Origin of the sequence: Xanthomonas sontii (genome assembly GCF_040529055.1) — a bacterium.
Classification (GTDB): Bacteria; Pseudomonadota; Gammaproteobacteria; order Xanthomonadales; family Xanthomonadaceae; genus Xanthomonas_A; species Xanthomonas_A sontii.
This window is the reverse complement of the sequence record NZ_CP132342.1, coordinates 921,391-936,276: the sequence shown is the minus strand read 5'-3', so window position 1 is coordinate 936,276 and position 14,886 is coordinate 921,391. Positions and strand designations below refer to the sequence as shown.

Genomic DNA, 14,886 nt, shown 5'->3' with positions numbered 1-14,886 from the left:
GGCCGCCACGGCGGCCGGCGCTCGGGGCAAGACCGGCGCTAGGCGTGCGCGACGTACGGGCGCAGGCCGGTCACGGCGCCGCCTCGGCCACGCCGTCGCGCAGGCCGCGATAGGCCGCCGACAGCGCCTGCACGTCCTCGGCCGAGAACAGCAGCTTCAGCGCGGGCGAGACTTCGTAGCGATCCTCGCTGCCGCGCAGCTTGGACAGCAGGTGGTTGTCGCGCATCTTGGCGATCGCCGCCAGCACGCGCCGGGCGAAGCCGGCGCGGTCGGTGGACACGTTCTTCTCGTACACCGACAGCACTTCCAGCAGCTGCGCCTCATCGACCACCGCGCGCTCGCCACGGGTGTCGGCCTCGGCCAGTTGCTGGCGCAGGAACAGCAGCAGCACCGACTCGATGAAGGTCAGCGGCGCGGTGCGCAGCAACGCCGGGGTCTCCAGCTCGCCGGTATCGGCCTGGCGCGCGAACGCCACACCGCCATCGCGGTCCAGCACCAGTTCCAGGAACAGCTCGCTCAGCACGCGGCGGACCGCGGCCTCGTGGCGCAGCAATGCCTGCCACAGCGGGCCGTGCCGGTAGGCATCGACGCTGGGGCCGGACAGCAACTGGCACAGCGCGCGCCGCGCCTCCAGCGGCAGGCTGCCGCTGTCGCCGGCGAACAGCGCGGTGCCGCCATCGGCCGCCGCGGACGTGGCGGCGGCCGCGGCGATATCGCCGGCATCGGCGTCGTGGCCATGGAATTCGTCAGACCAGTTCATTGCGTTTTTCCTTGGTGAACCACACCAGCGGGATGCGCGCGCGCCGGACCTGGCCGTCGCCGCCTTCCCATTGCACCGCTTCCCATTCGCCGTCGACCACCACGCCATGGCGGGTGCCCAGCGCCAGGTAGCCGATCACGCTGCCCAGGCCCTGCGCCGCCGGGCGCTGCCGCAGCGCCTCGCCGATGCTCAGTTGCGGCTGCCGGCCGAGCAGGTCGTGCAGGTCGTTGCGCAGGCCGCGCAGGTCGATCTCCGACTGCGCCACCAGGTCGCCGACGCTGTCCAGCGAGATCGTCGCCGCCTCGGCCACCTGCACCCGCCCGTCCACCAGCTGGCTGCGCGGGTCGTGCAGGCGCCACTGCGACGGCGAGCGCAGCCGCGCGCTGCTCAGCGGCAGCACGTAGCCGGTGGCCGCGGTGGCATGCAGCTGGTCGCGCAACTGCAGCGCCTCGCCCTGCGCCTGCTTCAGCAACTGGTTGAGCCGGCGCTGTTCCAGGTAGCCGCGGCTCTGCACGAAGCCACGCAGGCTGCGCGCGAAATGCTGCATCACCTCGTGCACCTGACCGCCGCGTTCGAGCAGGGTGCCGGTGAGCCCGCGCAGGAAGGCGCGTTCGTGGCGGTCCAGACGGCGGGCGAAGCCGCGCGCCAGCAGCGCCTCCAGCGCCGCGTCCAGCTGCACGCTCTGCTCGGCGTCGTTGAGCAGGCTCCAGAACGCCTGGAAACTGCGCCCGGCCTCGCTCTCGCCGATCACGTCGATGCCGGCGAACAGCTTCTCCAGCACGTCGCCGCGCGCGCCCTCGTCGTCGATGATGCGCTCGCGGAACTCGCGGTTGAGCCGCTCGAAATCGTCGCGGACCCGGCGGAAATCCTCGGTCAGGTCGTCGGACAGGCGGATGATGTCGCGGGTACGTTCGAGCGCGCGCTTGCCGTCCAGCGCGGCCAGCTTGCCGGCGGCCACGCGCTCGATCTCCGCGTCCAGGCGCTCGCGCTCGGCGCGCAGCGCGGCCAGGCGCGCGTCCGGATCGGTCTCGGTCTGCCCGGCCAGTTGCACCAGCTGCTGGATCACCAGCGACAGCCGGCTCTCGGTGGCCACGCTGGTGCTGTCGCGCACGCCGGCGATGAAGCGGATGGCCTGCGCCGCCTGCCGCGACAGTTCGTATTCTTCCTGCGCGTCGCCTTCGGGCAGGCGCCGCTCCAGCCAGCCCTGCGCCAGCCAGTGCGCCACGTAGGCCTGCGCGGTGCGCGGCAGTTCGCGCGACAGCTCGTCGTCCTTCAGCGCATCGAGCTGGCGCTGCAGGCGCTCGTGCAGCACATCGGCCGGCAACCGCCGCTGGGCGTCGCCAAGCAGGGTCTGCAGCAGGCCGATCAGCTCGGGGGCATGGTCGGCGGCAAGCAGTTTCCACAACGGCTGTTCGCGCAACTGGCGATAGCCGGCGATCCGGACATGCGGCTTCATGCAGGAACCGACCGCCACCGCATCCGCAGACTCAGCGCACGCGCTCGATGAAGCGCAGGAACTCGGCGCGGGTGCGCGCGTCCTCGCGGAAGGTGCCGAGCATCTTCGAGGTGACCATGCTGACGCCGCGCTTGTGGATGCCGCGGGTGGTCATGCACTCGTGCGCGCCTTCCACCACCACGCCCACGCCCAGCGGCTGCAGCACGTCCTGGATGCACTGGGCGATCTGCGCGGTCATCTTTTCCTGCACCTGGAAGCGCCGCGCATAGGCCTCGACCACGCGCGCCAGCTTGCTGATGCCCACCACCTTGCCGCGCGGCAGGTAGCCGACGTGGACCTTGCCGATGATCGGCGCCATGTGGTGTTCGCAGTGGCTTTCGTACTCGATGTCGCGCAGCACGATCAGCTCGTCGTAGCCGGCCACTTCCTCGAAGGTGCGCAGCAGGTATTCGCGCGGGTCGGCGCGGTAGCCGCTGAACCAGTCGCCATAGGCCTCGGCCACGCGCCGCGGGGTGTCCAGCAGGCCCTCGCGGGTCGGGTCTTCGCCGGCCCAGCGCAGCAGGGTGCGCACTGCGTCTTCGGCCTGCGCCTGGGTCACCGGGGGAGTGGAGCTGTTGTCGGAATCGGCCATGGGGGGAACGCCCGTAAGGGGGCTGCATGGTACCCGAGTCGCCTGGCAGCCGCCGCATGCGCGGCCTCCGCGCGGCGGGGCGACCCGGCCGATACCGGGTGCGCCGTTCAGCGTCCATCTGCTCCGCGCCCGGGCGGCACGCACATCGCCCGGGCCAGCGCCGCGCCGGTCAGCGCCGGCGCGCGTGCATCTCGCCCTCGTGGTCGAGCCAGTTGGACCCCTTGTTGGTCAGGAAGAACATGTACACCACCAGCGACACCGCGATCACCGCCGTGGCGTACCAGACGAAGGTGGTGACGTGGCCGGTCTTCAGCGAGGCCTGGTACAGCAACGGCGCGGTGCCGCCGAAGGCCGAATTGGCCAGCGCATAGCCCAGGCCCACGCCCAGCGCGCGGATGTGGGTGGGGAACAGCTCGGCCTTCACCACCGCGTTGATCGAGGTGTAGCCGGTGAGGATGACGAAGCCCGCGGTGAGGATCGCGAACGCGCTCAGCCAGTCGCTCTGCCTGGGCAGCTCCAGCACCAGGAACCAGGTGTAGAGCACGCCGCCGATGCCGAAGAACACCAGCAGGGTCTTGCGCCCGATGATGTCCGACAGCCAGCCGCCCGCCGGCTGCATCAGCATCAGCACGATCAGCGCGGCCAGGTTGATGATGGTGCCGGCCATGACGTCGTCGCCGGCGAAGGCGGTCTGGATCATCTTCGGCCCGGTCACCGAGTAGGTGTAGAACGCCACGGTGCCGCCGGCGGTGATCAGGAAGCACAGCAGCAGCGGGCGCCATTGGTGCACGAACAGCTCGCGCAGCGAGCCGGAGGACCTGTCCTTGCCCTGCTTGGCCGCGGCGATGGACTCGGAGGTCAGCGACTCGTCCATCGTGCGCCGCAGCCAGAACACCACCAGCGCGCCGATGCCGCCCAGGCCGAAGGCCACGCGCCAGCCCCATTCGGAAATCTGGCCCTTGTCGAAGAAGTGCAGCATCCCGAACAGCACCGCCTGCGCCAGCACGTGGCCGCCGACCAGGGTGACGTAGTGGAAGGAGGACAGGAAGCCGCGCCGCCCCGGGATCGCCGCCTCCGACATGTAAGTGGCGCTGGTGCCGTACTCGCCGCCGGTGGCGAAACCCTGCAGCAGGCGCGCCAGCAGCAGCACCACCGCCGCAGCGCCGCCGATGCTGGCCACGGTGGGCGTCACCGCGATCAGGAACGAACAGGCCGCCATCACCGACACCGACACCGTCAACGCCAGGCGGCGGCCGTAGCGGTCGGCGAAACGGCCGAAGTACCAGGCGCCGATCGGACGCATCAGGAAGGTCACCGCGAAGATCGCCCACACATACAGGGTGGCGTTCTTGTCCTCCTTGGAGAAGAACTGCGATTCGAAGTAGGTGGCGAACACCGAGTAGACGTAGACGTCGTACCACTCCACCAGGTTGCCGGCCGAGCCCTTGAGCGTGTTGGACACCGAGCGGCGCAGGCTGCCCGGTGCGGCGGCGGCGGACGAAGAGGTGGATGCACTCATGCGGTGGGCCTCATGGATGGACGTCACGGAGTATAGGCAGGCGCTTGCGAGGATCCTGTCGCGACGGCGGCCACGCCAGGCGTGCGCGCCATGACCTCATTGCGCCTGCGGCGCGGCGAAGGCCTTGCTGTACATGCCCGAGCGATCGAAGCAGCAGACCCGGCGCTTGCCCGCGGCGAGCATGTCGCAAGTGCTGGCGATGCGCTTGACCCGCGTCTGCGCCTGCTTGCCCGCGCCGATCCAGAAGATCCAGTCGCGCCGCGCCACCGTGGTCAGCGTGTCCCAGGCCGCACGCGCAGGCGGATGCGCGACCAGCGCGCGCGCCAGGTCGTCGGGCAGCACGGGTTCCGGTTCCACCGCCGCCGGCGCGATCTCCAGGGTCATCGTGGTGCCGACCTCGACCGCCGCGGCCGCCAGCATCGCCTCCTCGACCTGCAGCCAGTGGCCGCCTTGCCCATCGGGTTGCAGCGTGGCCTGAAACGGATGCCCGGCGAACCGGCCCTCCACGCTGGCCAGGCCACGCGTGGGCAGCGCGGCGCTGGCCGCCGCAGGCAGCAGCAGGAAACACCAGGACGCGTCCGGCGGCGTGGCTGGACGCAGCAGTGTCGCCTGGAAGCGGATCGGGTCGGCGGCGCCGGTCATGCCCGGACCTTAGCACCGGCCGCGCGCGGTGCCATGCTGCACCTGCGCGCGGCGGCGGCGCGACGCGCTCCTGGTCTTGTCGCTCGCCAGGCACTGCGCCCTGCCTGACCTACCCGGCGGCCACCGCCGCGGCAGACCGGCACAACGTCACGTTCCCGATACGGCACAGGGGACGCCCTCGCCCCTTCCCTTCAGTTCGACAGGCCATCGCCGCTATCCATGCGCCGGCCCGGGGGACCCGCGCCATGCGCGCGTCACGCGGGCGCAGGCAACCTGCCTGCCCGTCCGCCGTCACCCACCGTCGATCCCTCTTCCTTCCCCCCATTCCCCCGATCCCATGCACGCCCTTTCCAATCTGCGCATCGGCCAGCGCCTCGCGCTCGGCTTCCTCACGATCATCGTGCTGATGGTCCTGCTCACCGTGGTCGGCATCCAGCGCGTGCACAGCATCGACCAGCGACTCACCGCGATCAACGAAGTCAACAGCGTCAAGCAGCGCTACGCGATCAACTTCCGCGGCAGCGTGCACGACCGCGCCATCGCCCTGCGCGACGTGGTGCTGCTGGACGATCCGGCCGGCCGGCAGGCGACCGAGCAGACCATCGACAAGCTGGCCGGCGACTACGCGCGCGCCGCACAGCCGCTCGATGCCCTGCTCGCCGTCTCCAGCGACGCCCAGGAGAAAACCATCCTGCAGCGCATCCAGGGCATCGAAGCGCGCACCATGCCGCTGATCGCGCAGGTGCGGCAGCTGCGCGATGCCGGCGACACCGTGCAGGCGCAGGCGCTGCTGCTGCAGCAAGCGCGCCCGGCCTTCGTCGACTGGCTGGCCAGCATCAACGCCTTCATCGACCTGCAGGAAGCCAAGAACCGCCAGGCCGCCAAGGAAGCGATGGCCACTGCGCGCGGCTTCGCCCTGCTGATGGTCGGCTGCACCGTGCTGGCGCTGCTGCTGGGCACGCTGATCGCGCTGTTGCTCACCCGCCGCGTGGTGCGGCCGCTGCGGCAGGCGCTGGGCCTGGCCGAGCGCATCGGCGCCGGCGACCTGAGCAGCCCGGACACCGTCACCACCCACGACGAGGCCGGGCAGTTGCTGCGCGCCATGCAGCAGATGCAGCGGCGCCTGCACGAGGTGATTTCCGCACAGCGCGAGATGGCTGCGCGCCACGATGCCGGCGCCATCAGCTACCGCATGGATGCGCAGCGCTTCCCCGGCGAGTACGGGCGCATGGTCGCCGACACCAATGCCCTGGTGGATGCGCACGTGCAGACCCAGTTGCGCATGACCGAGGTGATGGGCCGCTACGCCATCGGCGACCTCAGCCAGGACATCGCCCAGTACCCCGGCGAGAAGGCCGCGATCACCGCTGCGATGCAGCAGGTCAAGCAGAACCTGCACGCGATCAACCTGCAGATCCACACCCTGGCCGAAGCCGCCTGCGCCGGCAACTTCGCCCACCGCGGTCAGCCGGAGCAGTTCGAGCACGCCTTCCGCACCATGGTCGAGAACCTCGACACCATGATGGCCACCGCCGACGCCAACCTGGCCAAGTTCTCCGATCTGCTGCGCTGCATCGCCGACGGCGACCTCACCGTGCGCATGCGCGGCAACTTCCATGGCGTGTTCGCCGCCATGCGCGACGATGCCAACAGCACCGTGCACCGCCTCACCGATATCGTCGCGCACATCCAGCGCACCACCAACAGCATCGGCTTCGCCGCCGAGGACATCGCCAGCGGCAACCAGGAACTGGCCAAGCGCAGCGAGCAGCAGGCGGCCAGCCTCGAAGAGACCGCCGCTTCGATGGAGGAACTGACCTCCACGGTGAAGCAGAACGCCGAGCACGCCCAGCGCGCCAACCAGCTGGCGCTGGGCGCGGCCGGCGTGGCCAGCGAAGGGCGCGACGTGGTCGGCCAGGTGGTGGCGACCATGGACGGCATCCAGGCCGCCTCCAAGCGCATCGCCGACATCATCGCGGTGATCGACGGCATCGCCTTCCAGACCAACATCCTCGCCCTCAACGCCGCGGTGGAAGCCGCACGCGCCGGCGAACAGGGCAAGGGTTTCGCGGTGGTGGCCGCGGAGGTCGGCACGCTCGCGCACCGCTCGGCCGGCGCGGCCAAGGAGATCAAGACCCTGATCGACGACTCGGTGCAGCGCGTCGCCCACGGCGCCACGCTGGTGCACCAGGCCGGCGCCACCATGGACCAGGTGGTGGCCAGCGTGCAGCACGTCACCGACCTGATGGGCCAGATCTCCGCCGCCTCGCACGAGCAGGCCAACGGCATCGCCCAGGTCAACCAGACCATCGCGCGCATGGACGAAACCACCCAGCAGAACGTGGCGCTGGTGGAAGAAGCCAGCACCGCCGCGCGCTCGCTGGAGGAGCAGTCGGCGCAGCTCACCCAGGCGGTGGAAGTGTTCAAGGTCGGCGCCCACGTCTGATCCACGGGCACGGCGGCGGCCGTGCCGCTTCGGTTCGTCCCGCCGGCCGGCGGCGGTGGTCGGCCGGCAGCCCAGCGCGTGAACGCCAGGTGTCGGCCGGTGCCGGCCATCGCATCGGCTGCCATGGCCGTTGCCGGCGCAAGCGGTACGATGGCGGCCTCCCACGTTCGCCCCCTCCCCGGAACCGCATGAAGGCTGGCCTCCCCGACGCCGCCGCGACGGCATGAGCCGCGTGTCGCACCGCGCGCCCGTCGCCGCCGAGACCCGCAGCGAACGCTGGCAGCGCTGGATCGCCTGGCTGCTCAGCGCGCTGCTGCACGTGCTGATGGCGCTCGCCCTGCTGTATGCGGCCAAGCCCACCATGTCCACGCCGCAGGGCGCGGCCGGCGGCAGCCGGATCCGCGTGGACTTCCTCGGCGACAGCGACAAGCCGGTGAAGCCGCTGCCGCCCAAGCCCAGCCCGCCGCCGGCGTCCGCCGCGCCCAAGCGCACGCGTGCCACCACCACCGTGCAATCCACCCTGGTCGCCCAGTCCGACGACCCGGTGCCGCCGCCCGATCGCACCGATACGCCGAAAGCGGCGGACACGCCCGCGCCCGCCCCGGCGCCGCAGCCGCGTCCGGCACCGCCGGCGCCCACCCCGCCCGCGGACGCCCCGGCGCCGAGCCCGGCGCAGACCGCCGACAGCAATCCGCCGCCGCCGACCGAGCGCCGTCCGCAGACCTGGACCGGGCGCCCGCCCGGCGCGCTCGATACCGACACCGCCCCGGACAACAGCGGCCTGGCCGCCGGCCCCGGCAGCCGTGGCAACCGCCACGACATGGACGCGGCCCAGCCCAGCCTGGAGGTCGGCGGCTACCTGGTCTATTACGACCTGGGCAGCGAGAGCCAGCTGCGCACCTGGCAGCAGCAGGGCATGAAAGAGATGTTCATCCTGCTGCCCGGCACCGAGTACCGCATGGTCTGCCCGCTGGAAATCGCCCTGACCCGCGGCTCCGGCAAGTGCCGCGCGTTGCCGCCGGACTCGCCGGAACTGAAGAGCATCGGCGACGCCCGCCAGGTCATCACCATGCTGCAGGTCTACCACCAGGGCGAACTGGTCTGGCGCGGGCCGGGGCCGTATCGCTGAGTTGCTGTGAGCGGGCGATCGGTGCGTCCACCCTCGCTGCGGTCGGGACTGAAGTCCCTCCCACAGGGAGCGGCCGGCCTTGCGGTGGTCAGCATTCGTTGGAGACGCAGGCTTCATCCCTGCGGAGCGGCTTCAGCCGCGACGAGTGAAGCCATCGGCACATGCGGGGTTCCATTGCGATCGGACTGAATCCCTTGCCACGCGATTGCACGCTTTCCGCGCTGGCGGCACGCTGGACAACACAGCGAGCGGCGCCGCTACGGTCGGAGCGGTTCCATCCGCGACCCTGCGGCGACGCGGAGCGCACGCGGCGCAGCGCCCGACGCCCGAAGCGGTTGCCCAGCCAGCGCCCTCACGCCCGCTTTGCATTCGCCGCCGGCACCGTTGCTAGAGTCGGCCCGCGCCGCCGCGGCCGCCTGTCCCCCACTTTGCAGGTCCCGCAAAACCCGGCGTCTTTCCTCCATTGAAGGAGTCTCGACATGCCCTGGAAATTCCCCCTCGCAACACTCGCCCTCGCCGCCGTCGCCCTGCCCGCGCTGGCCCAGTCCGACCGGCAGGTGGTCGAGGACATGCTGACCCGCTCGGCCAACGTCTGCCCGGGCCATAGCACCGACCGCACCTCGCCGGCGGTGAAGGCCGTGCCGGTGGGCGCGCTGCGGGTGATGCTCGACCGCGGCCTGGTGATGTGCCCCGATCGGCGCCTGGACGCCACCGCCCCGGCCGTGTTCTACGGCAGGCTCGGCGTGTTCGCCTGGAACCCCGAGGTTCCCGCCGGCGCGAGCGTGATCGTCAAGCAGATCGATGCGATGACCCGCAAGGACGAATACCCGTCCGACACCCTGGTGTGGGACGCCAAGGGCACGCCGCTGAAACAGCAGACCGTCCCCGCGTTCGAACCCAAGCCCGGCGCCACCGTGCTGTACCAGGTGCGCTGACCCCGTTCCGCTGGCCCGCGCGCGGGCCAGCAACGTCGATCGCAGCCGGCGGCCCGCAAGGTCCGCCGGCTTTTTTATGCCGCGGTGCGAGTTCCATCCCGACGGCGCACGGCGATAGACAAGACACGCCGTGACGCGCACGACGTCGATGATGTCCTGCTTCTGTCCTTGCGCCGCCCACGCGTTTCGTGGCGGCGGACAATATCCGGATCATCTGGCGCGATTATCTATCGCCAACCTCCGATTATCTTGAAATCAAGATTATTGACTTCTGAAAAGTCCGCTTCAGAAACGTAGACAAATTCCCATGACGTGCACGCAGCCAGCCGAAACAGCGGAATTCGGCTGGATTCGCGCGAAACCATGCGGATCTTTCATCCTTTCCTCGTCGCCACTGTGGCGCAGCGCACGCCGCAGCATCGATGGATCTCGGCATTTTCCAACGCGATGTGTCGTGAAATTCCGTCAGGTGCGATGCGAATCAATACCGCAGCTAAATATTATCTCGTCGTGTCGCAAAAATAATGCGGACGACATAGTAGCGTTTGCGCCCTCCCCCACCCCCCGGGCGACCGGGATTCGACACGAGGATGTTTCCATGGCCACACAGCGGAATCGGCTGGCGCTGCGCGCACTTTCCCTCATCGGCATCGCGGGCGCGTTGTTGCCCATCGCCGCCACGGCGGCACCGGCGCGCGGCACCGTGCTCAAGAGCAATGTCCTGACCAGCTACACCCGTCAGGCGATCGCCACGCTGCTGGCCAACGACCAATCCCCCGACCAGGCCAAGTGCGACGTACGCGTGGCCGAGTTCACCTACGCCACCATCGGCGTCGATGGCGAACCCACCACGGCGTCGGCCGCGCTGCTGGTGCCGGGCGGCAGCCAGTGCCCCGGTCCGTTCCCCCTGGTGAGCTACAGCCAGGGCACCGAGTCGCAACGCCGCGCCGAGCAGGCCAAGGAGATCCGCGACGCCAAGGGCGACGACACCATGGTCACCCACCTCGCCACCCAGGGCTATGTGGTGGTGAGCAGCGACTACCTCGGCATCGGCCAGTCCACCTACGCGTTCCACCCCTACCTGCACGCCGCGTCCGAGGCCAGTTCCACCATCGATGCGATGCGCGCCGCGCGCCAGGTGCTGCAACGGCTCAACACCCCGCTGTCGGGCAAGGTCATGCTGACCGGGTTCTCGCAGGGCGGGCATGCCGCCATGGCCACCCAGCGCGAGATCGAAGCGCACCTGTCCAACGAGTTCAACCTGGTCGCCAGCGCGCCGATCTCCGGCCCGTACGCACTCAGCCAGACCTTCCGCGACAGCTGGAGCGGCCGCAACGCCGTGGGCGAGAACACCTTCGGCATCGTCCTGGCCAGCTACGCCATCGTCGGCATGCAGCACACCTACAAGAACCTCTATCTCGACCCGTCGCAGGTGTTCCAGGATCCGTGGGCGAAGAAAGTGGAGAAGCTGTTCCCCGGCAACCAGAGCCTGACCGACCTAGTGCTCGGCGACACCCTGCCGGGCGTGGACAAGATCCGCCAGTACTTCCAGCCCGGCTTCTACAAGGACTTCGCCAGCAACGCCAACGACCCGTTCCTGCGCGACCTGGAGCGCAACGACCTGCTCGACTGGGCGCCGCGCACCCCGACCCTGCTGTGCGGCTCGGACAACGACGCCACCGTGCCGCTGAAGAACGCCACCACCGCCATCGCCGCGTTCAAGGCACGCGGCAGCAAGCAGGCGACCGTGCTCGACCTGGGCACCGGCAAGCCCAGCGACAACAGCGCGCTGGAACACCTGTTCACCGAAGACGCCTGCACCATCGCCGTACGCCAGCAACTGTTCGACACGCTCCGCTGAGGTCGCGGCGGGCGACAACGCAGGCGCACTCCTCCCCCGGCGCCTGCGATCGTCCGTCCCGCTGGCTGCCACGCCTGGGCGCAGGCGTGGCAGTGTTTTCTGTGCGATGAGAGTGGTGCGTGATACGGGCGCCGATGCTGGGCCGACGATGACCGCGCATTGTGCGCAGCTGCGCGACAGCGCGAGCGTTGGCAAATCTGACTCAGGACTGGAATGACGGCAGATCGGCGTGGCGATACCGGCAGTGGCAATCACCGGCTGGCATACGATCCCAATACGCCCGGCCATCACCCCGCGCCGAGGCCGGCACCGCACAGCAGCATCGCCGATTGCTTGCGCCGGCCCCGCGCATCGGCGATCACGCGCCCGACGCCATACACCGACAACGGCACCACCCAACTCGCCCACAGCAGCAGCGCGATCAAGCCCGGCGACGGCGTCAGGCCAAGGCCGATCGCCGACGGCAACGCCACCCGGAACACCACCGGTGCCAGCGTCGCCAGATAGGCCCGCACCATCCAGCGCTGGTGCCGCAGCACCTGCCCGCGCCGGATCGCCACCAGTCCGACCGACCCGGTCACCAACCACGCCAACGCCGTGGCCGCGAACGCCACCCGGATCGACGGCGGCGCCGGCGAGGTCGCGATCAGCCCGACTGCCCCGACCATCGCCACCACCATCCCGGCGAAATACACCCGCCCCACCCAACGATGCAGCCGCGGCCAACGCCGCCACCGCTGCGTCGCGAACTGCAGCGCCCCCAGCAACAGGCCAACCGCCCCGCCACCGAGATGGCACCACAACCAGCCGCGGCGGGCCAGGAACATCGCATAGGCCGGCGATTGCAGCGACGCGTACTTCAGATAGACCGAATGGACGAACTCCACGGCGAGCAGGGCCAGGGCGAGCCAGAGCAGCCACCAGGCCATGCGTACGATTGGCGTGGTGCGTGGTGGCGCCAGTTGGCGGCGCGTCGACTCGCTGCTCATTTCCTGCCCCACAGTGCGCCGGACCGTCGGCAGCGCGACGCTAGCATGGACGTCTCGGCGCCACGGAAGGCGGCGACGGGCGGCGGACAGGCGCGTCCGAGAACGCTGCCGCACACGTCGCTTCGCCGATCGGCACAGGCGATCCGGCTACCGATCGCGACGCCACCACCGAGCCTTTAATGCTACGCGTGTCTCGCTTTGTAGACGACACAGTTAACAGTACAGACATCTGCCGCACACAGGTCTATGGTCGATCCGGGGACGGGGGTCGCATGGGCCGCAGACAGGGGAAAACCGGATTCGACGCGCTGGCGGCGTTGCCGTGGCCAGTGGGAATCATGGCCGGCATCGCCGGCTTCCTCGCCGTGCGCGACGGCATCCCCTGGTGGTTCTCCCGCCACGACGGCGCGCTGTCGCAGGCCATCGCCCAGCAAGCGCAAGGCGCATTCGCTCCGATGGCGTGGATCCTGCTGCTGCTCTGCTGGCTGGCGGCGCTCGCCTCGTTCCTCAAAGCGCGGCATCGCCGCCGCCTGCTGGACACCCGCACCACCCTTGAAAGCCTGGCCGCCGGCGGCTGGCGCCAGTTCGAACTCCTGGTCGGCGAAGCCTTCCGCCGCCAGGGCTACGCGGTAGAAGAAACCGGCCTCGGCGGCGCAGACGGCGGCATCGACCCGGTCCTGCGCAAGGATGGCCGCCGCACGCTGGCGCAATGCAAGCAACGGAAGCGGCAGCAGGTCGGCGTCAGCGTCGTGCGCGAGATGTATGGGTTGCTGGCGCATCACCAGGCCGATGCGGTGAAGATCGTTTGTGTTGGCAGCTATACGGACGATGCGGAACGGTTTGCGCGGGGCAAGCCGATCGAGCTAATCAGTGGCCAGTTATTGCTAGCGATGATCCAGTCGGCGCGACGCGGCGGCGCGACCGAATCCTTTTCCAAGCCGCCCATCGAACCGGCGCTTGTCCTGGTGATCGACGCAAACGCAAATGCATGCCGGCATTGTGGAAGCATGCTGGTGCAGCGGACCAACAGGCGCACGGGCGAATCCCTCCTTGGCTGTAGTCAGTTCCCACGGTGCCGAGGAACTTCATAAGCGTTTTTTCCGATACTCGTCAGTGGCAGGTCGGCGCCAGCGTCCTGCAAGCGATAGGCCTGATAAACGCAGCGCAATACTTCCTTAGGCAAAGATCTATATCGAAAAGCTACACGCCATGAGTAAAGACGAAATTCAACAGCTACACGAAAAAGTCGTCGATCGCCTCGATGCAGCCAATATTAAGTATATTGACTCTTGCGACTTTGACGACATGCTATCTGTAGACCTAACCGTGCAGTTTCCCTGTGGCCGCGCTACACGGAACATATTTATCTGGGACGAAGATGACCTTGAGGATTTTGATAAACTTAAGTTCGAGAGCTTCACTTTACTTGGATCGTTCGCAGCAATAGCCGATCGGAAATCTGGTCAAATTGAAGCAATCCTGACGGCGCCAGGGCAGTCAAAGCCGGTATTTAGAAAGGGCGCGCTATTGAAAGCACTTGGCTTGTCGGAATCAAATGGAAAGCTAAGTTCGCGTATTCTCATTGGTGATGAACTTGAATTGCCCTCAGTTTCTTTTGGTCCAACAACAAAAACTGCAAAACTACTATCGCAGTCGACCGACAACCTTGGTGCTAGCCTTTTTATAAAAACACCAGGACAGATCACTCACGATTCAGCGTTGGATTTACTTGAACGACTATCAAACTCCGTGTTTTTTGGGATTGATGTGGGAACCGGGGCGCACTTCGCGCTTCTTCGTCATGCACCTTCGCGCAGGCGATCCCGCACCAATCAACAAGATGCCCCAATCGAGTATCCAAAACACGAATACGACAAAGCGCCAATGGCACTGTATTGGTACGCTCGCTCTGCAGAGGGCATGCCGCTGCTTCAGTTCCTTGCCTACTATCAAGTCATTGAATACTACTACCCGGTTTACTACAACGCGGATATGAGCCGCAGAATTCGATCGATCCTCAAGCACCCCTCGTTTCGGGTAGACCGTGATGTGGATCTATCAAGAGTAATCGCGGCATTCCGTGGATCACGGCAAGGCCCCGCCTCGGAGCGTGATCAGCTCCGCGCGACTTTAAAGGAATGCCTGTCGCGTGAGGATATCAAAGCCTTCTTGGGTGATGACAAGGAACGAGCAGCACACTTCCTGACTAAGTCCAAGGGCGTCACGGGCTGCCTAATCAACCCAGACAATCGACAAAACGATCTGGCTTACCAAGTAGCTGAACGAATATACGACATACGCTGCAAAATTGTACATACGAAAGGCGATTCGGATGACGGCGATATCGAGTTACTTCTTCCTTATTCGCCCGAGGCTGACCGCATGCACTTCGAAATCGATCTTGCGCGATTCATTGCCCACCACGTACTCATCGCATCGTCTCGACGCCTTGAAATCGCAACCTAATCCTTTCAAGGATTGGGTTGCCAAAATCTTCACTCTTGGGTCGCTCCGTTGA

General features: G+C 67.7%; 13 protein-coding genes. 7 read left to right on the top strand and 6 right to left on the bottom strand.

The window, feature by feature from the left end; genetic code table 11:
- Nucleotides 1–70: 70 nt before the first annotated feature.
- From RAB70_RS04020 to RAB70_RS04000, 5 genes are all read right to left on the bottom strand, one after another.
- Nucleotides 71–760, bottom strand: coding sequence for a DUF4194 domain-containing protein (locus RAB70_RS04020; RefSeq protein WP_148827725.1), 690 nt, complete (start codon nt 758–760; stop codon nt 71–73).
- Entirely contained in the window at nt 747–2,216 is a 1,470-nt protein-coding gene (locus RAB70_RS04015; protein ID WP_148827726.1) for a DUF3375 domain-containing protein, read from the bottom strand. The genes RAB70_RS04020 and RAB70_RS04015 overlap by 14 nt, the downstream gene beginning before the upstream one ends.
- 31 nt (nt 2,217–2,247) lie before the next feature.
- Nucleotides 2,248–2,847, bottom strand: coding sequence for a GTP cyclohydrolase I FolE (folE, locus tag RAB70_RS04010; protein ID WP_017909619.1), 600 nt, complete (start codon nt 2,845–2,847; stop codon nt 2,248–2,250).
- A 169-nt stretch (nt 2,848–3,016) separates the two neighbouring features.
- Nucleotides 3,017–4,366 carry an MFS transporter gene (locus RAB70_RS04005; protein WP_148827727.1) on the bottom strand — a complete coding sequence of 450 codons (1,350 nt, stop codon included), beginning with the start codon at nt 4,364–4,366 and terminating at the stop codon, nt 3,017–3,019.
- Nucleotides 4,367–4,462: 96 nt separating this feature from the next.
- The gene (locus tag RAB70_RS04000; RefSeq protein ID WP_148827728.1) at nt 4,463–5,008 is read right to left on the bottom strand and encodes a YdeI/OmpD-associated family protein; all 546 of its coding nucleotides are present in this window, start codon (nt 5,006–5,008) and stop codon (nt 4,463–4,465) included.
- A 337-nt stretch (nt 5,009–5,345) separates the two neighbouring features.
- On the opposite strand from RAB70_RS04000, the gene RAB70_RS03995 reads away from it, so the two are divergent.
- The 5 genes from RAB70_RS03995 (at nt 5,346) to RAB70_RS03975 (ending at nt 11,379) form a co-directional block, all read left to right on the top strand.
- Complete coding sequence (locus RAB70_RS03995; protein WP_148827729.1) at nt 5,346–7,454, top strand: methyl-accepting chemotaxis protein; 2,109 nt, start codon at nt 5,346–5,348, stop codon at nt 7,452–7,454.
- A 223-nt stretch (nt 7,455–7,677) separates the two neighbouring features.
- Nucleotides 7,678–8,583 (top strand): type II toxin-antitoxin system RelE/ParE family toxin, encoded by a 906-nt coding sequence (locus RAB70_RS03990; protein ID WP_148827730.1) that lies wholly within the window; start codon nt 7,678–7,680, stop codon nt 8,581–8,583.
- A gap of 479 nt (nt 8,584–9,062) precedes the next feature.
- Entirely contained in the window at nt 9,063–9,518 is a 456-nt protein-coding gene (locus RAB70_RS03985; protein WP_148827731.1) for a hypothetical protein, read from the top strand.
- Nucleotides 9,519–9,830: 312 nt separating this feature from the next.
- A complete protein-coding gene (locus tag RAB70_RS03980) occupies nt 9,831–10,043 on the top strand; it encodes a hypothetical protein (RefSeq protein WP_148827732.1) in 213 nt (70 codons plus the stop codon).
- A gap of 73 nt (nt 10,044–10,116) precedes the next feature.
- On the top strand, nt 10,117–11,379 hold the full coding sequence (locus RAB70_RS03975; RefSeq protein ID WP_148827733.1) for a lipase family protein: 1,263 nt from the start codon (nt 10,117–10,119) through the stop codon (nt 11,377–11,379).
- Nucleotides 11,380–11,666: 287 nt separating this feature from the next.
- On the opposite strand, the gene RAB70_RS03970 is transcribed toward RAB70_RS03975, so the two are convergent.
- Entirely contained in the window at nt 11,667–12,308 is a 642-nt protein-coding gene (locus RAB70_RS03970; RefSeq protein WP_225851531.1) for a DUF2306 domain-containing protein, read from the bottom strand.
- Nucleotides 12,309–12,640: 332 nt separating this feature from the next.
- Between RAB70_RS03970 and RAB70_RS03965 the strand changes: the two genes are divergently transcribed.
- Nucleotides 12,641–13,459, top strand: coding sequence for a restriction endonuclease (locus RAB70_RS03965; RefSeq protein ID WP_148827735.1), 819 nt, complete (start codon nt 12,641–12,643; stop codon nt 13,457–13,459).
- Between the two features lie 118 nt (nt 13,460–13,577).
- Nucleotides 13,578–14,834: a hypothetical protein gene (locus tag RAB70_RS03960; protein ID WP_148827736.1), complete on the top strand. Its 1,257-nt coding sequence runs from the start codon at nt 13,578–13,580 to the stop codon at nt 14,832–14,834.
- The last annotated feature ends 52 nt before the right edge of the window (nt 14,835–14,886 follow it).